The organism is Methanooceanicella nereidis (assembly GCF_021023085.1).
Taxonomy (GTDB): domain Archaea; phylum Halobacteriota; class Methanocellia; order Methanocellales; family Methanocellaceae; genus Methanooceanicella; species Methanooceanicella nereidis.
The window spans coordinates 155,114-177,693 of sequence record NZ_PGCK01000007.1; the positions used below are offsets into that span (position 1 = coordinate 155,114).

General features: G+C 40.0%; 23 protein-coding genes. 10 read left to right on the forward strand and 13 right to left on the reverse strand.

Annotated features, from left to right (window positions below; translation table 11 throughout):
- Positions 1-223 precede the first annotated feature (223 nt).
- Complete coding sequence (locus CUJ83_RS09800; RefSeq protein ID WP_230742127.1) at positions 224-589, forward strand: HEAT repeat domain-containing protein; 366 nt, start codon at positions 224-226, stop codon at positions 587-589.
- A 21-nt stretch (positions 590-610) separates the two neighbouring features.
- Here the strand turns inward: CUJ83_RS09800 and CUJ83_RS09805 are convergent, their stop codons facing one another.
- Positions 611-1,042 carry a hypothetical protein gene (locus CUJ83_RS09805; RefSeq protein WP_230742128.1) on the reverse strand — a complete coding sequence of 144 codons (432 nt, stop codon included), beginning with the start codon at positions 1,040-1,042 and terminating at the stop codon, positions 611-613.
- 523 nt (positions 1,043-1,565) lie between these two features.
- On the opposite strand from CUJ83_RS09805, the gene CUJ83_RS09810 reads away from it, so the two are divergent.
- Complete coding sequence (locus tag CUJ83_RS09810; protein WP_369424086.1) at positions 1,566-2,846, forward strand: HlyC/CorC family transporter; 1,281 nt, start codon at positions 1,566-1,568, stop codon at positions 2,844-2,846.
- 343 nt (positions 2,847-3,189) lie between these two features.
- On the opposite strand, the gene CUJ83_RS09815 is transcribed toward CUJ83_RS09810, so the two are convergent.
- From CUJ83_RS09815 to CUJ83_RS09825, 3 genes are all read right to left on the reverse strand, one after another.
- On the reverse strand, positions 3,190-4,035 hold the full coding sequence (locus tag CUJ83_RS09815; protein ID WP_230742129.1) for a mechanosensitive ion channel family protein: 846 nt from the start codon (positions 4,033-4,035) through the stop codon (positions 3,190-3,192).
- Complete coding sequence (locus CUJ83_RS09820; RefSeq protein ID WP_230742130.1) at positions 4,036-5,070, reverse strand: hypothetical protein; 1,035 nt, start codon at positions 5,068-5,070, stop codon at positions 4,036-4,038.
- Positions 5,071-5,159: 89 nt separating this feature from the next.
- A complete protein-coding gene (locus CUJ83_RS09825) occupies positions 5,160-5,510 on the reverse strand; it encodes a hypothetical protein (protein ID WP_230742131.1) in 351 nt (116 codons plus the stop codon).
- 194 nt (positions 5,511-5,704) lie between these two features.
- Here CUJ83_RS09825 and CUJ83_RS09830 point away from each other — a divergent pair, with 194 nt between their 5' ends.
- Positions 5,705-5,893 (forward strand): hypothetical protein, encoded by a 189-nt coding sequence (locus CUJ83_RS09830; protein WP_230742132.1) that lies wholly within the window; start codon positions 5,705-5,707, stop codon positions 5,891-5,893.
- 153 nt (positions 5,894-6,046) lie between these two features.
- Positions 6,047-6,637 (forward strand): HD domain-containing protein, encoded by a 591-nt coding sequence (locus tag CUJ83_RS09835; protein WP_230742133.1) that lies wholly within the window; start codon positions 6,047-6,049, stop codon positions 6,635-6,637.
- Between the two features lie 23 nt (positions 6,638-6,660).
- On the opposite strand, the gene CUJ83_RS09840 is transcribed toward CUJ83_RS09835, so the two are convergent.
- From CUJ83_RS09840 to CUJ83_RS09855, 4 genes are all read right to left on the reverse strand, one after another.
- Entirely contained in the window at positions 6,661-7,650 is a 990-nt protein-coding gene (locus tag CUJ83_RS09840) for a Clp1/GlmU family protein (protein WP_230742134.1), read from the reverse strand.
- A 35-nt stretch (positions 7,651-7,685) separates the two neighbouring features.
- Entirely contained in the window at positions 7,686-9,815 is a 2,130-nt protein-coding gene (locus CUJ83_RS09845) for an amylo-alpha-1,6-glucosidase (RefSeq protein ID WP_230742135.1), read from the reverse strand.
- A gap of 94 nt (positions 9,816-9,909) precedes the next feature.
- Positions 9,910-12,606, reverse strand: coding sequence for a cation-translocating P-type ATPase (locus tag CUJ83_RS09850; protein ID WP_230742136.1), 2,697 nt, complete (start codon positions 12,604-12,606; stop codon positions 9,910-9,912).
- A gap of 108 nt (positions 12,607-12,714) precedes the next feature.
- Positions 12,715-13,263, reverse strand: coding sequence for a TIGR00725 family protein (locus tag CUJ83_RS09855; protein WP_230742137.1), 549 nt, complete (start codon positions 13,261-13,263; stop codon positions 12,715-12,717).
- Positions 13,264-13,476: 213 nt separating this feature from the next.
- Here CUJ83_RS09855 and CUJ83_RS09860 point away from each other — a divergent pair, with 213 nt between their 5' ends.
- Positions 13,477-14,004: a hypothetical protein gene (locus CUJ83_RS09860; RefSeq protein ID WP_230742138.1), complete on the forward strand. Its 528-nt coding sequence runs from the start codon at positions 13,477-13,479 to the stop codon at positions 14,002-14,004.
- 83 nt (positions 14,005-14,087) lie between these two features.
- Complete coding sequence (locus CUJ83_RS09865; protein ID WP_230742139.1) at positions 14,088-14,477, forward strand: tetratricopeptide repeat protein; 390 nt, start codon at positions 14,088-14,090, stop codon at positions 14,475-14,477.
- Between the two features lie 11 nt (positions 14,478-14,488).
- On the opposite strand, the gene CUJ83_RS09870 is transcribed toward CUJ83_RS09865, so the two are convergent.
- From CUJ83_RS09870 to CUJ83_RS09880, 3 genes are all read right to left on the reverse strand, one after another.
- A complete protein-coding gene (locus CUJ83_RS09870) occupies positions 14,489-15,001 on the reverse strand; it encodes a HEAT repeat domain-containing protein (RefSeq protein ID WP_230742140.1) in 513 nt (170 codons plus the stop codon).
- Between the two features lie 71 nt (positions 15,002-15,072).
- On the reverse strand, positions 15,073-15,741 hold the full coding sequence (locus CUJ83_RS09875; RefSeq protein WP_230742141.1) for a flavodoxin family protein: 669 nt from the start codon (positions 15,739-15,741) through the stop codon (positions 15,073-15,075).
- Positions 15,742-15,841: 100 nt separating this feature from the next.
- Positions 15,842-16,432, reverse strand: coding sequence for an O-methyltransferase (locus tag CUJ83_RS09880; RefSeq protein WP_230742142.1), 591 nt, complete (start codon positions 16,430-16,432; stop codon positions 15,842-15,844).
- Between the two features lie 160 nt (positions 16,433-16,592).
- On the opposite strand from CUJ83_RS09880, the gene CUJ83_RS09885 reads away from it, so the two are divergent.
- Entirely contained in the window at positions 16,593-17,207 is a 615-nt protein-coding gene (locus CUJ83_RS09885; protein ID WP_230742143.1) for a hypothetical protein, read from the forward strand.
- Between the two features lie 40 nt (positions 17,208-17,247).
- Complete coding sequence (locus CUJ83_RS09890; protein ID WP_230742144.1) at positions 17,248-17,724, forward strand: MGMT family protein; 477 nt, start codon at positions 17,248-17,250, stop codon at positions 17,722-17,724.
- 112 nt (positions 17,725-17,836) lie between these two features.
- Here the strand turns inward: CUJ83_RS09890 and CUJ83_RS09895 are convergent, their stop codons facing one another.
- Both CUJ83_RS09895 and CUJ83_RS09900 read right to left on the reverse strand, forming a co-directional pair.
- Positions 17,837-18,394, reverse strand: coding sequence for a cob(I)yrinic acid a,c-diamide adenosyltransferase (locus tag CUJ83_RS09895; protein WP_230742145.1), 558 nt, complete (start codon positions 18,392-18,394; stop codon positions 17,837-17,839).
- Positions 18,395-18,398: 4 nt separating this feature from the next.
- Positions 18,399-20,504 carry an adenosylcobalamin-dependent ribonucleoside-diphosphate reductase gene (locus CUJ83_RS09900; protein ID WP_230742146.1) on the reverse strand — a complete coding sequence of 702 codons (2,106 nt, stop codon included), beginning with the start codon at positions 20,502-20,504 and terminating at the stop codon, positions 18,399-18,401.
- 191 nt (positions 20,505-20,695) lie between these two features.
- Here CUJ83_RS09900 and CUJ83_RS09905 point away from each other — a divergent pair, with 191 nt between their 5' ends.
- Positions 20,696-21,424 (forward strand): TetR/AcrR family transcriptional regulator, encoded by a 729-nt coding sequence (locus tag CUJ83_RS09905; RefSeq protein WP_230742147.1) that lies wholly within the window; start codon positions 20,696-20,698, stop codon positions 21,422-21,424.
- A 408-nt stretch (positions 21,425-21,832) separates the two neighbouring features.
- On the forward strand, positions 21,833-22,579 hold the full coding sequence (locus tag CUJ83_RS09910; RefSeq protein ID WP_230742148.1) for a flavodoxin family protein: 747 nt from the start codon (positions 21,833-21,835) through the stop codon (positions 22,577-22,579).
- Position 22,580: the final 1 nt, after the last annotated feature.

The window sequence follows — 22,580 nt, forward strand, 5'->3', positions numbered from 1 at the left end:
TAATTAACTTGCATATAAAAAATTATTGATACATTATTTTCTATTTTTAATACAAAGTTTAACACAAATTTAATCAATATAATTGTAAAAGACTTTTATCTAATTGTTAAAAAATATATTTATTATTATAATGTCAAATTATCAAAAAATTAATTTTGAATGAAAAATTTTATGATGTATTATTATTAATTTACATATTGGAATATATCGGGGGGTATATTCAATGAGCTTGCTAGATCTACTAAAAATATTCGAAGAACCAGACATACAAAAAATGGAAAATGAAAACGATGTGGAGGGACTATTAAATCTCATAAAGACCAAAAGAATAAGTCCCTTAAGAGTAAAGATCACCCAGGCCTTAATAAATATAGGGGAACCTGCGGTAGATCCTTTGATCAATGCCCTCGACGATAAAAAGTGGGAAGTCCGGGCATATGCAGCCGAAGTTCTCGGCCAGATCGGAAGTAAAAAGGCACTTGACGCATTAAACAAAAAACTTGAAGATGATAATTATATCGTCAGCGAGACAGCGCGCGAAAGCATATGGCATATAAATAAATGTGCTACAGTGGTGGATATTTTTTAATATCCCCATTTCATGCATTTATTAATCTATTTTTATTATCATGTTCTTGATCAACTGGTTTGAGTAATCGTTGAAGAGTATAATGCCTTCATGCATTAACATTATCGCATTTTCCATGTTGTTATTGCCTTCCAGTTTGATGTCTTTGCTTATCGGGTCAAGATATGTTTTAGGATTGTTGTATTTCCCCATCTTTATTTTACCGATCCAGGCCTCGATATTTTCAAATAGCTTACTTAATTCCTCATCTTTAGTCCTTTTATCGCCAAGGAAATTATTTGTGACAAGATAGAGGATAATAAAATTCTTGTAAAATTTACGGAACTCGTTAATTGCCTGTGACGGGTTGTTGATTAAATTATCATCAAGGTCGACAGCGTATTTTATCGTATCCGTGTAATTTGTATATATGAAAGTCCGGAGTATGTCCGGATTATTCGATTCAGTAGACACTCAATACCCCCGCATTTAATAAGCGATTCAGGGGTTATTTATTCTCTGATGATAAGAATTTTACGTTAGAGCGTGATATATCGAAAAAATTATATTTTAAGTTTTACAAATATTCGGATTAAATATATTAATAGGAAAAATTAGGTTTATATTGATACCACAATTACTTAATTGATCTTAACATACGGTCTCACAATTCTAATCGACTATCTACCTGAGTGGCTTATTGTATATTATCAATAGAAATTATTAGTAAACCCTGCTCATTATGCAAATTCTTTACTGACGGTGGTTTAGAAAATGCTCGCATAATAATAGTTTATAAAACTGATACATACAATATTGATCTGATCAAAACCCCTTATTAGATTATTAGGGAAAAAATTTATATAATACGGATATAATTGTTGATGCAACAAACTGATAGGAATAAAGATCATAGTGATTAGTGATATCATATTATCTAAAAGCATTTTATCAAAAGCTCTAACGTATTATTGATATCTTGTAGGATGGATATAATTTGGATTTTGGTATAACCCTTCAACTGATATTGTTGGGAATTCTTTTGTTATTGTCAGGGTTCTTTTCATCGTCTGAAACCGCCCTTACGTCAATTAATAAAATTCGTCTCAGGCATATGGTGGACGAGAAGGTAAAAAACGCGGACCGCATTCAAAAATTACTGGAAGAGCCCGGTAAACTGTTAAGCACCATACTGATAGGCAACAATATAGTCAATATCAGCGCTTCAGCCCTGGCCACATCCCTTGCCATAGAGTTCTTTGGTGATACGGGCGTAGGCATCGCCATGGGAGTAATGACGCTGCTCGTACTCGTGTTTGGCGAAATAACTCCTAAAGCGCTTGCGATACAATATTCTGAAAAAATATCGCTGCTGGTGATAAAGCCCGTATCTATCATAGTCTGGGTACTTAGCCCGATAGTGGCAATATTCAACTACGGTACGAACGGATTGATCAACCTTCTTGGCGGAAAGAGGGATAAAAACGCTCCGATAATCACTGAAGAAGAGCTCAAGACGCTGGTAAATGTCAGCCATGAAGAAGGAGTGCTTGAGGTCGATGAAAAAAGCATGATTCAAAATGTCTTCGAATTTGGCGACCTTCATGTAAAAGACGTCATGATCCAGAGAACGGATATAGTGGCTATCAATATCAATTCCACATTCGATGAAGTTACCGAGATACTGAAGACTGAACAATACTCGCGTTATCCCATCTACAAGCAAAGAATGGATAATATCGTAGGTATCCTGAACGTAAAGGACTTCTTTTTCTCAAAGGAATCAAAGGAGACTTTCGATATTAAAAAATATATGAGGAAGCCCTACTATACTTTCGAGTTCAAGAAAATATCCGAAGTATTCAGCGATATGAAAAAGTTCAGGGTACACATGGCCGTAGTGCTGGATGAATACGGCGGCACCGCAGGAATTGTGACGATAGAGGACCTGATTGAAGAGATCGTGGGCGAGATCCAGGATGAGTACGATATTCAGGTGAACGAGATAGAGGAGATAAAAGAGGGCGAATATCTCGTCGACGGCAGCACCAAGATAGACACTTTCAATGAGATACTGAACGTCAATATCGAGTCGGAATACTATGATTCCATAGGCGGGTACCTCATCGGCGAGTTCGGAAGGCTGCCTCAGGCTGGAGAAAAGTTAGAAAAGGAAAATATTGTCTTTACGGTCGAAGGCGTCGATAAGAACAGGATCAAAAAAGTGAGAATAATTCTGGGCGCGGGCTCGGAACCGGTTGCGGCGGAAGCGGAATGATCCTGTAATAATTTAACTGAGGAACAGAGCACGAAGTGCTCGAAGGTCCACTATTTTTCACCACGAAGCGCACGAAGGCGAATAAGGTTCACAAAATTTTTTTAAGTATATGCTATTCTTATAAAAAAGTCCTTTGTGTACCCTTGTGTTCCTTTGTGCGCTTTGTGGTGAGAGTTAGTGTTCCTTATTCTCCTTTGTGCGCTTTGTGGTGAGAGTTAGTGTACCCTTGTGTTCCTTTGTGCGCTATGTGGTGAATATAAGAGTTTTTACATATGTAATACTAGATCCAATACAAATCCTATTATCAAGGATATCTGATCATCACATATCCCGGTTTGATATATCATGCCAGCGAATGTTTCGAGTATGTGCTTTCCTGCCCGGATACCTGTTCGATGACTCCCGGCTCAGGTGGGCGGATATCATATTTTTCAAACTCTTTCCATACGCGTGACGTAACGTCCGACATGTAATCAAACTCTTTCCTGAGGTCATGCACGTATGCCTTAGCCCTTATACGCTTATAGAACGGGAAATCCTGTAAAAGAATGACATACGGATGGTCTTTATTGATAAAGAAATATTTTGACGTGATCACGGCTTCTTCGAAGATCTTCATAGCAAGCTGATAATCGGAGCGGGAATCGACGAATATGTCTATGATGACGAGCATCTCTATGTCCCCGGCGTTCGCGCTGGCGATTGCGTCCTGGAATATCAAGTAGTTCGGCAGCGTGACTTTATCCCCGAAGGGTGTGATCATCTTCGTAGCTCTCAAGCCGATGTCTGTGACCTCGCCGTAATAGTCCTTATATCTGATTTTATCTCCGATGTTGAATGGTTTTTCTATAGTGATGACAATGCCGCCGATTATACTGGCAAAGACGTCCTTAAGCCCAAAACCAAGAGCCGCACCCAGCAATCCTGAGAATGCAAGTATTTCGCTCGATGAAAGTTCAAATGTCATACCGAAAATTATCATTAACGAAACGGTCCATACGACGAACTTTAACAGCGGTATGATCATCTTGATAGTGATCCTGTAGTATCCGAGCTTTTCTGAGAAACGGGAGAATGTAAAGGTAATAAGCCTGGTTATCAAGTAAGCTAGGATAATTACGACTATGGCAAAAATTATCTTATCATAAGAGATCTGGGATAAGAGCTTTTGAAGCAGGTCTTCTTCCATTTAGATCACCTGCCTGCTTTTTCTGAGATAAGCTACGATACTGTAAAGTGCTTCCGACGTTATGGAATATGTATCTTTATCCTGCGTAATAAGCCCCTGTGTCATCAGCCTGTACAGGATCTTATCTATGTCCTCTCTGCTCCCTGCTATACCTTTCAGGTCTTCTCTGCTTACAGTCTTCATTGATAATATTATGCTTAATATGAACGACTCAGAATAATCTATGTCAATATTGAATATCGGCTCTTCGATCTTACTTGACTTAATTGTCGTCGCTTCCAGGCTCCTGTTCCATATGACCACGGCTGTGCCCGGATTCCCGAAAGAGACGTTGTATGTTTTTTTGAATACGACATCTTCAGGTGCGACGATTTCTTTTTTACGGTATAAGCCCTCAAAATTTTTATAGTTGATCTCAGGTATGGGCATATCTATAGTAAAAGGCCCGATCTTAACATTTTTCATATAAAAATGAATGAGGGGTTTATTTCGAGCTTCCACATCTTCTATGAACTTGACCTCGTCAGGCTGGTATCTGGACATGATCAGCTGTTTTATCATATCCTGCGAGAACTTTGGCACTTTTATTACCACGGGGAAGTAATGGTCCAGCTGGTATATCTCGTTAAGATAGTTCCATGAAAAAATGTTCCACGTAGTTATGAATATTTTATCGGGATCAACAACACGGTCTAAAAAATATTCCAGTACGTCGAATCCGCCGATCTTTCTCATATAAAGGTACTGGCAATCATCGATCAATACTATCGGCTCAGAATTGTCAAGTGCTGACAGCTCTTCTTTATTTTTAACGATCTTCGTTAACGATATTTTTGTTATTTTTTTAATAGAAAGCCTTTCTATTTCGTTTATAAGAGTCGTCTTACCTGCATATGGCTCGGATATTATTGCTATGTTCGTCTTTCTTCCGGTCTCGAGCGTATTTAAGGCTTTCCATATTTTATCTATCTCATCGCTAAAACCGATGATCTGCTGTTCCATTTTTATCTCTGGTTCTTTTTTATCCGCAGGCATATCAGACAACTTCTAAATTCTGTCGAAACGTTCGAGATCGTATTGATGATATTGTACATAATATTGAAATCATGGCTTAAATAATTATTTTAAACATTATTTAGACTTCGTAACCTGCATAATCCTTCGCATAGTTCTGGCTTTAATAATTTACCGGGACCATATTTTTGCAGAATAGAACCTATTAGCTCTTCACTGTTCAGATCTTTATCGGGATCATATCTTATGGATATCTTATCATCAGCCGTTACCGGGGTTTTATTAATGTCTCTGCGATAGATCGCTTTAATTCCGGTTATCCTATGACCGTTTAAATTAAGTGGAGTGCCATCATCATCTTTAGAACCGATAGGCTCGCACAAATAATATTCTTCTATCCTGCCTTTTTGTCTTGTCTTATATGTTGAGATAGCAATATCTCCGTATCTTGCTTCAAGCATGATGATACCAGCGTAATATGATCTTTGAACGTAAATTGAACTATCCATTTTTGTATGTTAACCTAAATATTTTATTCAGGAAAGATCAATTAGATTTATAGTTAAAATCATTACTATCTATTTTACCCATCACTATATAGTATACTGTAAAAATGTTATTCTATTCTTCTTTTTATTAGTTTTATGGTGATCAAATGTTAGCGATCCAATCCCCGATAATAAAAAATGATCCCTGTTTATTACGTGTAAGTAACGTGACATCGGCGTTAAGCTTCTATCGCTCTGCCTGTAAGAGGGTTATCGATGAAAAATATTTGCTGGAAAATGAGATGTCATTGTCGGAATGCAATAATAAAGGGCTTACATGCGTTCTTGAATACTAAGATATGCCCTCAGGAAAGATACTGTTTACAGAGTATATAGATCTGAACGATGATATTAACATGATGCCGTTAATATAGGAAGTCTAATTTTTAATCACTGTAAAAAACTAAAAACCTATATTTTATATCAGGCATATCTTAAATGGATATCTGATGGATGAACGTTTAAAAAAGCAGATCGATTTCATCGTAGAGATAGATAAGCTCAAAAACGTATTCCGGCAATCCTATCTAATAAACGACTCCAGGAAAGAGAACTCAGTAGAGCATTCCTGGCACCTTGCATTGATGGTCGTAATATTGTCCGAATACGCTGATATGAAAAATATTGATATTTTAAGGGCAGTAAAAATGAGCCTTATACATGATATCGTCGAGATAGATGCCGGCGACTCTTTTGCCTATGGCGAAACCTCCTGGAAAGAAAAAATCGAAAGAGAACGATCCGCTGCTAAAAGGCTTTTTAATATCCTGCCCTCGGATCAGGCAATAGAATTAAAAATACTCTGGGAAGAATTTGAAAATATGTCTACGCCGGAGGCAAAGTTCGCAGCTTCTCTGGACCGGCTACAACCGTTGCTCCAGAATTATTTTACTCAAGGAAAGACCTGGCGGGAGCATGGCGTTACCAGGGATAAAGTGATAAAAAGAAATGTACCGCTAAAGGATTTTTCAGCGGAGTTATGGGAACTTGCGGTTTTTCTTATAGATGATTCAGTTAAAAAAGGATATCTGAATAAATAAAATTAAATTATGCTTCTATAGTCTCAATATCGCTCTGGCTTTAAAGTACCTTTATCCTTGAAATTATTCAAGTTCAATTTATGGGTGCCAAACTGGGCTATTACGAACTTATCCGTGCTTGAGTAAATAGAAATTTTCTTATTTATAATATCGATATCCTTTATTAATCCAAGGCCCAGGAATTCTCCCGAAGTGCCTATTAATCCAATGATCAATCCTGCGAAATCATCCGGATGATAAATGTTCAACGATCTTACTTCTAAACTTTTCTTAAGTGCTGCAATATTCTCGATCTTTTCTTCCGCAATGACCAGCGCATCGGTATCATTTTTCTCCGCGTGGATGATCTTATCTTTGTTCACCGTAATATATGATCTGTCCACTATAGTGCCATTATTTAATATCGTTCGCTGGAATGATATATCCTTAAAATAATGCTCCGATAAAGAATATCCTTTAAAATGTTCCCTAAACGCTCTTTGCCTCAAGTAAGCCCTTTCAGATCTGGTTTTTTGCCTTGTCTCATTCGAGACCGGATAGCGCAATACCTTTATTCCAATTCTTTTATAACTATCCAGGTATTTAAGCTCATTATCATATTCCAGTGCGATCAAAAGATCGGGCATCACGGCATTTATCTTCTCGGTCTTCAGTGCTATGCCATAACTTCCTGTCGCCAGCCCGGTAGTGTTTATCATAACCGGTAAATCTCTTACCTTTCTCATCATCTTTGCAACTCCGGTCACCATTTGTAATAAATGTCCGGATGGAGACGTAGAACCACAAAAATAGCCGTCTATCATGGAATACTTATCGTTATCTCTTTCCCCCAGCGATACCACCGAAGGCGGACCGATGTCACTCTGCCCTATATCGGAGTCTATGACCGATATGCTTACTGATTCTGAAACTTTTTTTATGAGCGTGGATTTTCCCGTATCGTTTTTACCTATTACAATACATGTTTTATGTGTTTTAATGGTTTTTACCAGATCATTTATATCATACGGCATATCCTATCACGAGAGTCGGGCACCATTCTTACCTGCTAATAATATACATGTATGTCAAGTTCTCCTTTCTTACCAATGACATTGACAAAAGTGCTATCATTCACTTTTTTAAATTCGAGATCGGTCATGGCTTTACCGACCTTCAAGTTATTTATCTTTACATGATCGAGCCATACCGGTAATTCAGGCTTTATCATCGAAAGGCTATTATTCAAGGCATCCGGTACGAGCCCTAAAGAAGATATCAGCATATATGGTATCGATCCCGAAGACCATGCTTGCGGGCTGCACGCTACCGGATATTTTGTCGGTATACTGTATTTTTCTCTCTCATACCCGCCAAATAGCTCGGGAAGCCTGTATCTAGGCTGAAAACTTGCGGCCTCAAAAAGGCCGTTGAATAGAGTAAGTGCCTCATTTTTAAAACCATACTTACTAAGGCCCATTGCGATTATTGAATTATCATGAGGCCAGATCGTTCCATTATGATACCCCAGAGGATTATATCGTTTTTCATGGCTGGACATCGTCCTTATGCCCCAACCTGAAAACATATCTTCCTGAAAGATCCTGTTTACTATCCTTTCTGCTTTTCTGCCCTCTACGATGCCACACCATAAACATTGTGCCGGATTTGATGCTGTCACTTCGCAAATGCCTTCCTTATCTATGGCAAGGGCATAATAATCGTTCTCTTTTACCCAAAAACTGCGATTAAAATCCTTTTTTAGTTTTTCAGCATCTTTCTCGAGCCTTATCGCATCATGCTTTCTGCCGATCTGTTTAAATAGTTTTGATATGCGCTTTTTTGCAAGATACATATATCCTTGAAGTTCAACCGTGGCTATAGGCGCTTTTGCGATCGTCCCGTCCTTTCTGCTAATTGAATCAAAAGAGTCTTTCCAGCTTTGATTGTAAAGCCCTTTTTCCGATCTACAATAATATGAGGCGAATCCCAGGTCCTTCATGTCAGAGTACTTATCCATCCATGTTATGGCTGATTCGATCGTTTCGATCAGCTCATATAATATCCCTGTATCTCCTGTCCAATTGATATATTCCGATAATAGTATCAAATATAGCGGTGTGGAATCCGCGCTGCCATAATAGGGAGTATTCGGTATCCTGTTAAGTCTTGATTTTTCTCCTCTCCGCAATTCATGTAAGATCTTACCGGGTTCTTCGTCTCTCCAGTCGTCGAGACATTTTCCTCTATATAGAGCAAGCAATCTTAGTGTGCTTTTTGCTATATTAAATTCGTATGGCATGGATTGTATGGCCGATATGATACTATCTCGTCCAAAAAGCGTATCATACCAGGGGATGCCCCCCGAATAAAAGACCTGCCCTTCAATACTCATATTCAGCAACCTGAGGTCTGCCATGCACCTTTTAAAAACACTATTGAATATCTGGTTATCTGTCTGGAAATCCTTACATAAGGATCTCATATTATGATAAGATTCTCGTATATTATCGATCCTTTTTTTTACTAAGTCATCGTTGATGATGTTTTCATCATTACCGCTCCCATCATTCACATTAATTATAAAGGATATTTCATCTTCTTTACCGGGAGGGATAAAAAGCCTGTACTCCGGTGAACATTCTATGACGGAGTCAGGCTCTTTTAAGAATGATATTATTGTTTTCCGTATTATACCGTCCTTTCCGGAATATGCTAATCTGAGTTCTCCGTTTTTGCACTCATATGGCAACATATGACCATCCGGGCCTTTTTCAATACCCCTTACAGTAAAAATATCCTTAAAATCGGATTCAAAATGAAGCTGAACGCTTAAAGTTACTTCGAATTCATTATAGTTTTTTATCGTTATCTTTTCGTTCAAGAATCCCGGTATATTTCTTTCCCGACGTATAGTGATGGTGTTTTCCGGGATCTCTGCATCATTATTATCGATCAGATAGTGGTTTGTGGCCATTATTGTAGAAGCATAGTCTTTTTCATCACTGGATAGTATATTAGTTAGCTGTTGATCGTTCACTTTTAAAGTAAAACCGCTTAAAAAACGGCAATCATGATAATAAAGGCCATACCCCTGGTCTTTATCTACCGGGATGTCACCATTCGGTAAAGTTATTAAAGTCAGGTCGTTCTCACGTATTACAAGAGAATTTGAAATATCATAAGATCGATTTCCCATTATCTATCATTCTTTGTTTATACGGATATTATTCTCGGGAAATTTTTTTGCGGTAATAGGCAGATTTTTCCAGGTCAGGTTTAATCATATCATTTTATTTTTTTTCTTTTCCCAGAAAATTGCGTATCGCCTTATCTATCTCTACCACGAATATTACCGTGAGCGTGACCGGTATGATCATTGCCCAATCATTCATGTCCGGTGGTACCGTATTAAAAATGAACTGTAGCGGCTCCCAGTATAATACGGATATCTGAGCTATTATCGACGCGATAACACTGAAGAAAAGGAACTTATTGTTCAACGGGTTCATCAGGAACGCCGATGTAGTCTCAGATCTCATGTTGAAGACGTTGAAAAGCTGGAATAATACAAGGGTCGTAAATGCCATTGTCCTGGCCTTATCGATACTGGCACCTGTATTAAGTTGCCATAAAAATACACCTAAAGTCCCTATGGCAAGCACTATCCCAATAACTAGCAGCCTTTCTATCATCAGTTTTGATATCACAGGTTCATTTTTTTTTCGGGGCGGCTCGATCTCGATACCTTTTTCAGCCGGCTCAAAAGCCATGGCTACATCCTGAAGTCCGTTAGTGACCAGGTTTGTCCATATTATCTGGCTCGGGAGGAGCGGTAAAGGAAGTCTCAGTACCAGGCTCAATAATATTAATATCACCTGGCCCATTCCGCTGGATAACAGGAATAAAGTGACCTTCCTGATATTCGCAAAAACCACTCGCCCTTCTTTCACGGCCGCAAAAATACTGGCAAAATTGTCGTCGGATATTATCATTTCCGAAGTCTCTTTAGCCGCATCAGTGCCTGTCTTTCCCATCGCTACCCCGATGTGTGCCGCTTTTAACGCAGGGGTATCGTTGACTCCGTCGCCAGTGACCGCGACCACTTCCCCCCTTTTTATCAGTTGTTGTACTATCCTTAATTTATGCAGAGGGGAAACTCGAGAGAACACGGATACTGTTTCAAGCCTATCGAATAATTCCTCGTCCTGCATTTTCTCAAGCTGGTCGCCTGTTATGGCGTCATATTTTTCCCCATCGATGATCTCCAGTTTTTTAGCGATCGTGATTGCCGTGACCTTGTGATCGCCAGTCACCATAATTACCCTTATGCCCGATCTTTTTGCCTGTTTTATCGCTTCATATACTTCTTCGCGCGGCGGGTCATACATTCCTTGAAGACCGAGGAATACAGCGCCTTCTTCGAGATCTTTAGGCTCTATGTCTTTAACTTCTCTCGGGAAGGTCTTAAAGGCCATAGCCAGTATCCTCAACCCCCGGTAACCAAGTTCGGAATTGATCTCCTGGATATCTTCTTCGTTAAAATCCTTATGAGCGCCATCCTGATCCATCATTCTATTACACATTTTTAATATTCTGTCCGGGGCGCCTTTTATAAATGCTATGTTCTCATCTTTTTTTTCCTGTTTATGAAGGCTTGCCATGTAAAGCCTTTCAGATTCAAAAGGTATTTCGTCCAGTTTTGTATAGTCCAATAGTACTTTACCCTCTTCAAGACCGCCTTTCATTGCCGATGTTATAAGGCAGATCTCTGTCGGGTCTCCCCTATGCTTATAATTGCCTGTGCTCTCTTCAAGTTCCAGCATCGATTCATTTGCTAGTAAACCTGCCATAAGGCACATCATCAGCGCTTTGTTATCTTTGATGTCTTCTGTTTTACCGTCTTCAGGTACGATCTCACCTATTGGCACGTATCCAGTGCCTGTGACATCATAGAAACGGTCTCCTGAAAAAATTTTAGTGACTGTCATCTCGTTTTTTGTCATCGTCCCGGTTTTATCCGAAGCTATGACCGTGGTGCTTCCGAGTGTCTCTACAGCAGGAAGTTTTCTAATGATCGCATTCCTTTGCGCCATCTTTCCGACCCCGATGGCTAGAGTGATAGTGACTACTACCGGTAGCCCTTCAGGTATGGCTCCGACGGCCAGGGCGATACCGGTAAGTAACATGTCGTATAGGCTTTCACCTATCCATACACCCAATGCTATTGATATTATTGAAATGACAACGATCGCTAAGCCTATCTTTTTACTCATATTGTCAAGCTGGATCTGAAGAGGCGTCGGAGCGGCTTTAATGATCCCTACTTCGTGGGAAATTTTACCCAGTTGTGTGTTCTGGCCTGTCGCGATCACTATGCCTTTACCTCTGCCGGATAATACCAGGGTTCCCAAAAAAGCCTTATTTTTAGCTTCTCCCGGGCCTGTTTCTTTTTTGTCAACAGGTTCTGAAATTTTTTTTACTCCCAGGGATTCTCCGGTCAATGCAGCCTCATCTATCTCCAGCCGTATAGTCTCGAACAGCCGTATATCTGCCGGGACTTTTGTTCCCGAAGCCAGCAGCACGATATCCCCCGGGACCAGAGTCTCACTGTCCACCTCCTCAACGATCCCATTACGTATTACCTGTGCTTTGGGAGATGTCAATGTCTTTAAAGCCCTTATCGCGTTCTCGGCCTTATATTCCTGAATAAAGCCTATGATAGCGTTAAGGATCACAACGGCCAGTATTACGCCAGTATCCACCCAGTCCTTCAGTATGGTCGTGATAATTGCCGCTATGATAAGTATATAGATAAGAGGGTCCGTGAACTGATGAAGTACCATTCCCGGTATATTAAGGCCTTTCTCTTTTTCAAGCGCGTTAAACCCGTATTTTTCTAGCCGGGCTTTTACTTCTTCATTAGTGAGCCCTTTATCGCTTGATCTTAATGCCTCGAATAATTCCTCTTTAGTCTTGTTATAATACATTTATATCTTCAATATGATTGACTAGAAATATTAAATAATATGCTCATATTATTTAGCGATTTGAAAACTTTAGTATTAATATTAAAACAGACCAGGAATATGTTGTCGTCAATTATGTCTTTTGGAATATTTTGGTATATTTTTTAATAGTTCTATTACTTCTTGTTCAGATGTTACGCTAAATACCCTGTCTTCAGGCATATCCTCATATCTTATTGTCCTGTCTATTTTTCTACCGGACAATTCGCCGCTCCATCCTTCCACTTTATAGGCTATTATCAGTCTCTTTAATATCCATGCGAAAGATATCTCAGACAATGTCCCGGCTCCGCCTCCGATGGCTACGACCGCATCACCGTTAGCCACGATAGCGTTCCTGGTGTGGTCAAGGCCAGTAGCTATCGCAATATCAATATGCTTATTAGCTTTCCCGGGGTCATATCCGGGAAGGATGCCGATGATATCTCCTTCTTTATAATTTGCCGAGCTTTTCGCGCCTTTTGAGACAGCCTCCATCACTCCGCCGAGCCCTCCGGATAATACACGGTATCCGTTATCGACAAGCGATCTTCCCAGCCTTTCTGCCAAAATATAATTTTGCGAACCTTCTGGAAGATAGCCGTCACCTATCACGGAAATAATATGCCTTCGCGTCAATTTTACCCCTCAATGATATTTTGGTATCATTCTATATACAACTTAGGAAAAATCCAGCACTAAACTAAGTAAATATTTTTCATTTTTTTACACTTACAAAATGTTAAAAATAATTATTTTGATATTAAGCGATTCACCAACAAGCATTTATTAGTCAGGGTTGTTAGCTGTGTGTACATTGGGGGTTTTAAAATTCTATGGAGGTAAGCACCAATGTTCGATCTATTTAGCAGATCAAAAAACAGCGATAAACGCGAACCAGTAAATGGAGGTGTAGCGGACACACAGCTCATCGAGACAGAGGACTCTTTCAGCCTGTACGAAGGTACTGATTTTAAACGAAAAGTGTATGCTCTAAGATCCGCTATCATCGAAGCTATAAATAAACTGGATAAACGAATGTCCATAGACAATGCAAAAAACCTCTCAGACCTGACTGCAAAGGCCATTTACTATAAGGATCTGCGGGCTATCACCCTGATAGACGTTGTATTATCCGAAATAAAGAAAGTCATGGATGATAAGATGGCTTCCCTCAAAGAACCGGAAGACCCGTTCGAAGATATGGAAATGACCGGGAACTATATGCGTTCGTGCATGGCGCTTGTACCGGTGAACTCGATGTTATGCACTATTAAGGAGATCCTGAAAAGCGCCATTCAGGAAGCTGATAATGACATCAGCCATAGAGTAAATGATATACAGAGATTCGTAAAAGATTATGAAAACAGCGTATCATGATCTTTTTATTTTTCTCTTTCGATTGACGTTACAACTACCGATATCATTTTTATATTACCGTCGCATTACTTCATAATGTTATTATGCCTGGAAACGAAGAGGATAATAGATCGGAAAGCGAAAAGCAGCCCATCATAATACCGCAGGCTGAGCCAGGATGCAGCCATGAGAACCGGATATCCATAAACATGGACATAAGTGAGCTTACTATCGACGATATCGATCTTAAGAACGGTATCCATCTTTACCATAATGGCTTGATAGACGAAGCAATGGCCGCGTTAAAAAAATATCTGTCAAAATTTCCCGATAACACCGAAGCTCATCTTATCCTTGGCGATATCTATGAGCGTAAAATGATGTATGATGAGGCCGTCATCGAATATTCCGAGGTCTTAAGGCTTAACGAGAAAGATGATATGACACGCTTTAAGCTTGAAAATGCATTAAAACAAAGATCGATGAGAAAATAACATGATATCTTTCATTTTTTCTCTATCCTTATCTGCCCGGCCAGTATCTTTTTCACCTTATCCCTGATGATGTCATCTTCATCATTCTCGGCTTCCAGTAACGGCCTGATAATATCATAGTTGTTTTTCTTTTGATAAAGGTTCCCTAATGCAAACTCTGCGCGATCCGCGACTTCCTGATCATCGTCTTTCAATCTTTCTACCAGCATTTGCACTACTTTAATATCCTCTATCATGTTCAAAAGCCAGGTCCCAAGCGCCATTGCGGCCTCTTTTCTTACCATTCTGTCTTTATCGTTCAATGAATGGGCGATATATTTGACAACACATTTTTTCCCCGTATTAAATCCAAGTACTGAAAGAGAATGTATCGCACTTTGCCTGACTACCGGGTCATTATCAGAAAGGGTCTCTATTAGCGGCTCTATTGCTGCCTTATCGCCGATATTCTTTAGCTGAAGTGCCGCAAATGAACGTATGTCCTTATCATCATCCTTTAGTTGTCTAATAAGGTCTGAAATCATGTTCTTACGTTCCGGTATTTCGGAAAAATTCAGGAATTAAATGAAATAAAAAAGGTAACGTAAATTTATCTTTACCTGCTCCATCCTTTCTGTACCCAGTGCTCGTAGTTACTGGCCCATCTTTCTCTATTTGCGCTGACCGTGTACCAAAAGCTTTCCTTAAAGAGATTATGTATCTTTTCCTGTTCCGGATATCTGCGCTTTTCTTTTATGGCTTCGACAAGGTCTTTCCCTAGCTCATAAGCCTTTTCAGAGGCCACGTTTATCGATGCGGGGTCTTTTCCTACGGCTGCACCGGCAGCGCCTATAGCGGTCGCGCCGCATTTTATAAGGAACTCATTCAAGTAATCTAATACGATGTCTTCGTTACCGCCGCCAGTAGTGCACAGCGCAAATCCGTATTTTCCTTCCAGCAATTGTAAATGTACGGCATCTACCATCCTGTCCATGAACACTTTCATCTGGCCGGTGACGTTATCTATATAATTGGGACTGCTGAGGACAAGCCCTTCGGCGGCCATGATCTTATCCATGACCTCCTGGAAATCGTCGGTCTGGGCGCATTCCCCCTTTCTGTGGCAAGTTGCGCAGCCGAGGCAATATTCGATGTTCAGCTTTGTTATATCGATCATCTCTGTCTCAGCGCCTGCTTCCTGCGCGCCTTTCATAGCGGATTCTACAAGTTTGCGCGTCGAGCTGTTCTTTCCCCGGGGGCTTGAAAGGATACCAATGACTTTCATAAATAGAATGTCTATCTGTTTTGTTTAAATAGTTTATTTAAAATATAAAAAAGCCTAAAATATAATATTTGTCAGGCTGATCGGTTGGTATATTGTACGGTCAACGTTTTCTGCAATATAATACGCCCTTTCCTACAGGCACTATCATCGCATCTACATTTTCATCGCTCAGGACATTGTCGATGAACGGCTTTAGAACATCCCCGTGACTTATTGCGTTATCTGCAAGGAATAGTCCTCGGCTGACCATTTTGGGTATTATCGCTTCATAATATTCCGCATAATACTCTTTTTCGCAGTCGACGAAGCAGAACGAAATATCTTTTATGCCATTTAAAAATTCCTTTGCATCGCCATTTATCAGTTCGACGATATCATCTACTTTTGCAGCCCTGAATGTTTCTTTTGCCATGATCGCTTTTTCTTCAAGTATCTCAAATGTGATGATGTTCCCGCCTGTTTCTCTGCATGCCAGCGCCATCCACAATGTTGAGTATCCTGCGCTGGTACCGATCTCTATGGCGGTCCCTGCCGGCGCATTAGATAACGATAATGCTAAAAATTTTCCTGTTTCAGCCGGTATCTGTCTTAATCTCTTTAAATGAGGCGTCCCGTCTTTACGATCCATCTCATCTATCCTGCTTAAAACTTCCATTCTTTCTTTTATCTCTGTGGGCATATCGTTGAACATTATGGTTCTTTTAAAAAGTCATGTGTAAAATATTATTTGGTAAGACCATCAGCATTATACTTCATTTGAAAATAAAGGGATCAGTTACCTGTCATAGGGATTATGTATCAATATTAAAAAAGATTATAAATATTTGTGATAAGAAAGTAATGGTATTATAATGGAATTGAGCGATAAAAGCGTTAATCTCGAAGCTATAGCAAAAAAGGCTCATGATAATGAAGATTTTTTTAAAGAGATCCTTGACGGTACTTTATCTAAAAATGATACTATTCGATATAATTGTTTTAAGACGTTATTATTCCTAAGCGAAGAGATGCCTGAATTTTTATACCCTGAATGGGATCGTTTTTCCGGTATGCTTTCATCGGATAATACATATCATAAGCTTGAAGCAGTCCATATTTTAGCGAACCTTACAAAGTATGACCCAAATGACCGGTTTGGAGATGATTTTGAGAAATTTTACGGGCTTCTGGAAGATAAAAGCATGGTCACTTCAGCACATGTCGCAGGGGACTCGGGAAAGATAGCCCGGTCAAGGCCGGATCTCAGGGAAAGGATAACAGGTAAATTATTGGACATTGATAGCACTCATCATAAAAAAGAACGAATAGAGCTCATAAAAAGTTACATTATAGATTCATTCAGCGAATATTATGATGTTGCCGATAATAAGAATGATATAATTAGTTTCGTTAAGGGACAGTTAAACAGCAGCAGCCCGAAAACGAGAAAGAACGCCGATAAGTTCCTTAAAAAATGGGATAAATAGTTTTTTGATTTTTGGATAATATATTGATATGGGTATCTGTATGGCCAAAGCTAAAAAGTCGTGGAAAGAAAAGCTTAACGATGATAAGGATCTGCCTAAGGTTATCGAGATAGACGAAAATATGAGTAAAAGATGGGGCACCGGAACATGTGTCATCCCTGCCCCTCGAGAAGTTGACGAAATAATGAAAAAAGTCCCTAAAGGAAAGCTAATCACGATAAACGAGATAAGAGAGGCACTGGCTAAGAAACACGGCGCAAATATCGCGTGTCCCCTGACGACAGGTATCTTTGCCTGGGTGGCAGCAGGAGCAGCCGGGGAGGACTCTGCGGAAGGTAAAAAGAACATTACGCCTTACTGGAGGACACTTAAGACCGGCGGAGTCATCAATGAAAAGTATCCCGGAGGAGTCGAGGAGCAGGTCAGGCTTCTCGAAAAAGAAGGACATAAAATAATTCAAAAGGGTAAAAAGTACACTGTGGAAGATCATGAAAAAGCTCTGGTAAAAATTAAATGATCTATTTTTTGCATAACAATTATTCTGTATTAGTGAAGGTCTTTTTCAGTCATACCTATTTTAAGGTAAAACATCTTCGCGAGCTTTTTAATATAAAATATGCAAAAAGCGGCTAAAATTGTATACCTTTTTTAGATACAAATTTTTCCGGTGCTTTCCTGTCCACCATCTCATTGACAAAATCAGCTCTCTCTATAAGTTCATCAGGAGCGTACCTGCCGGTCAAAACGATGTCAGTCTCATCTGGAATATCATTTAATAAGTTTAATACATCGTTCACGCTGATCAAGCCCATATGAACGGCAAGAGACACCTCATCAAGTACAAGCAGGTCAGGTTTATCCTTAAGAATCTCACCGGCAAACTCTAAGCCTTTTCTGGCCATCTCTTTATCGGCTTCATCTATCTCTCTTACTTCTAAGCTGATCCCGCCTTCGCTGATCTTTTTTCGCGCCTTATTCGGGCTTATCCATCCCGGCATTCCAAACTGGTATATCTCATAATATGGCTTGAGCTTCTCCTTGATCCTGTACTCGCCCGTATCTTTCCACCATTTCATGAACTGGATAATTACGACTTTATGATCATGTCCTACGGATCTGAGTGCAAGACCAAGAGCGCTTGTGGTTTTCCCTGCACCTGTCCCATAGTATAGATAGATATGTCCCATATATTCACCCGCAGGTCTGGCAGGTCACTGTGGGCTTCCCGCCCGCATATTCCTCGGATGCTGTGACCACTCGTTTTGCTTCTTCCTTATCCAGTCCCAGGTTAAGTACTTGCTCTCCTTTGCTTCCATATCGGTATACGGTCACGCCTTTACATTTCAGCTTATAGGCCATCATGTATATTTTTTCGATGTCTTCTGGCGTAGAGTTTTGCGGCAGATTTACAGTCTTAGAGACCGCATTCTCAGTATGTTTCTGGAATGCAGCCTGCATTTTGACATGCCATTGCGGTGAAATATCATGGGCCGTGACAAAGATCCTTCTAACGTCCTCAGGGATCTCCTTTATGTTTTGTATGGTCCCGTATTTCGCGATCTTTTCCATCAGCACTACGCTATAGAAACCCCTGTCCTTGGCTATTCTTTCAAAGAGGGGATTGATCTCGAACAGCCTTGCGCCGCCCAGAACATGCCTCATGAAGGCGACTGCGAATAGCGGCTCAATACCTGATGAACACCCGGCTATGATGCTTATAGTCCCGGTCGGCGCTATTGTAGTGACAGTAGCGTTTCTTCTTCCCTCGGACTTATCGCTCCATATGCTGCCAGAAAAATTAGGAAATATCCCGCGCTGCATTGCCAGTTCTTCTGATGCATTAACCGCTTCTTTTTCAAAAAATGCTGCTATCTTTTCACCCAGGTCAAGAGCATCATTAGAATCATAGGGGATGTTCATCCTAATAAGAAGATCCGCGAATCCCATGACACCAAGTCCTATTTTTCTATTTAATCTTGTTATGATGTCGATCTCTTCCAGAGGATATGGATTTACATCTATTACATTGTCAAGAAAATGGACACTATTATGTATGGCATCCCGTATCTTTTCCCAGTTAAGCTCTCCTGTCCGCGTTATCATCCTTGAAAGGTTTATGCTGCCAAGGTTACATGATTCGTACGGGAGTAATGGCTGTTCTCCGCAAGGATTCGTAGCTTCGATCTTTCCTGCGCGCGGAGTCGGATTATGCCTGTTGATCTCGTCTATGAAGACGACTCCCGGGTCACCGCTCTGCCAGGCATTCTCCATCATTTTATCCCATACTTCACTGGCGTTGAGTTTTTTGACAATTTTACCTGTCCGGGGGTTTATGAGATCATAATCTTCTCCTTTTTCCACGGCATTCATGAATTTGTCCGTTGCCGCTACTGAAATGTTAAAATTGGTGAGTATATTTTGTTTTGATTTAGATGTGATAAATTCTAAAATGTCCGGATGATCAACCCTGAGCACGGCCATCATCGCGCCCCGTCTTTTACCTCCTGATTTAATTACATCCGTTGCCGTATCGAATATTCTCATGAAACTTACAGGGCCTGACGCAACGCCTTTTGTCGACCTGACAATATCTCCCGACGGCCTTAGCCTTGAAAAATCGAAGCCTACGCCTCCGCCTGTCTGCTCTATAAGAGCCATATTTTTCAAGGTAGTGAATATGCCTTCCAGGGAATCTTCCACGGGAAGGACATAGCATGCGGACATCGCGAAATTCGTACCTGTGCCTGCATTAAAAAGTGTCGGAGAGTTCGGTAGAAATTCAAGCTTGCTCATCGACCTGAAGAAAGACTCTTCAGCGCGTTTGACGTCACTGCCATATTTTCTGTCTGCAGATGCTATGGCACTGGCGACACGCCTGAACATTTGGGCAGGAGTTTCAATGTTCTCTCCTTTATCGTTTTTTAGTAAGTATCTCTTCCTGAGCACTTCCAGTGAATTAACTGTAAGCTTCGGCTCTTCATCGATGCCAAGCTCTTTTTTAATTCCTCTTATCTCTTCCTTTTTCTTTCTATAATCGTCATATTCGTCCGCCACTGTCTTGAAGCCCTTTTCCTTCAAGACTTCAACAACGATGGTCTGGATATCTTCTATGGGCGGGATCATACCTTTGAACTTTTCGTTAAGCAGAATTACAACCTCATCAGATATTTTCAGTGCATCTGCTTTAGTGCCGGAATCTGTGGCTACAAGTGCCTTATGGATAGCGTCGGTTATTCTATCCTGATTAAAATCAACAATTGTTCCGTCTCGTTTTTTAACCTTGACGATACGATCCATATGACTACATATATTTTTTAGGTTTATAATAATATTATATGTTATTTTACAAATGCCAGATTTGAACCTGCTTATTATATTCGGATCGATACAAATTTCATTTTAACAAATGTTTATATATTGTAAAATAAACATTGGTTAGTTAATAACCAGCTGTTATAATCTTATTACAGGTCATCACGGGGAAAACGATGTCGATCACGGACAGAAAGGAACGGGAAAAAGAGCAGAGAAGGAATGCCATTATCGATGCTGCGGAGAAGATGTTCTTCTCCAGGGGATATGATAACGTCTCCATGGATGACATAGCCAGAGCAGTTGAACTCAATAAGGCTACACTCTACCTTTATTTTAAGAACAAGGAAGCATTATTTTTCGCTGTCGTGCTGCGTGGTGCCAGGATACTTAACTCTCTTGTAAAGGAAAACATAAAAACATGTAAGACCGGTTATGAAAAACTCTGGGAAACAGGGCACGCATACTTTACGTTCTTTAAAAAGTATCCCGACTATAACCAGGTCCAGAATTATTTCTATTCCGGAAGATTTGACCTGTCAAACGTAATGGATATGCAGGTAGATGCTATCGATGGTGGAAAACGTTATGCCTTACATGAGTATACTGTTTTCGATTTCCCGAAAATAACTGACGTCGAGGATGCGAAAGAGATCATAATGCTGCATCATGAAATATTTGTCATCATGTGCAATTCTATAAAAGAAGGCATTGATGAAGGTATGTTCAGGCCGGATCTGGATCCGGCAGAAGCTGCCATTATATTCACAATGGTCCTTGAGAGCGTACCCAATATGCGCCCGGACCTAAAGTCAGTGCTTGACAGCAGGGGAATAGATCGATCTAAATTCTCAAAAGATATCGGGGACTTCATCGGTAATATGCTCAAGATAAAAAATACTTGAACAGACGACATTAAAGATATTCTCATTAATGTTGATCGAATACTGGTACTGACATTTTTAATCGATCCATATACCGGGCATTTTATGGGGAGTATAAACCTTACAATAAAAAGCGGATAATGTAGACAACTTATCCTATATGCAATATCATTAAGGTTATTTTTCTAAATCCATAGTATCTTGGTTATCTATCGATATTTTTACAAAACCAAACGTTTATATATTTAAAAAATAACTATTAGTTATTAAATAACTATTAGTTACAAATTAACTACTGGTTATTTTTATTGACGGGTGATCATATAGGCGATATACAATGAAGCCTGTTAACGATCCCCGAAAAGAATGGATATTGCCAGTGAATCCTCAAATCGCTGACATTAATTGTAAGGTCAAAGTGGGATGTCTATGAAAGTACTTGCTATAAATTCCTGCCCTCAAAAGGATAAGGGTAACACCGCTCGTTTCCTGGGTCCGTTTCTGGATGGTATGAGAGATGCCGGGGCTGTGGTAGACCTCGTTTATGGCAGAGACCTGATGATATTTCCGTGCTGCGGGAATCTCAATTGCACTATCAAAACGTCTGTAAAATGTATCCAGTTTGACGATATGGAGTGGTTAAGGCCTAAAATGTGCCAGGCAGATATTCTTGTTTTAGCATCCCCTCGGTACTGCGATGGTGCCGTAATGCCTGATGGTTTCACCGGGCCTATGAGGGCGCTTTTAGATAAACTAAAAACCCATGAGCAGCCCTGCATAGAGTTACTGGAAGGCAGTCCCGGACGTATTCCTCGTGAAAATGTTAATCTTAAAAAGATCGTTCTGGTATCGAACCAGGGCTTTTTGGAAATAGATGATCTGGATCCCGTATTAACACATGTCAAAGCTTTTTGCATTAATTCCTATCCAGAGCTTTCCGGTACCATATTTCAACCTTACTATGTCTTTTTAAGATGTGGCTTTGAAGAAGGCACTAGTATACTGGACATACCGGGATCGGCCAGGAATGCCGGCTTCCTGCTCATGCAGGAGATCAAAATGTCAGTAAAGGAAGATAAAATCGTTAGCCGGGAGCTTAAGCAAGGGGACAATTCCATTCGAACCTCTGTTGTAGGCGAGGAGAGTTTCAACGATAGACAAAAAAGGAGAGGATAAG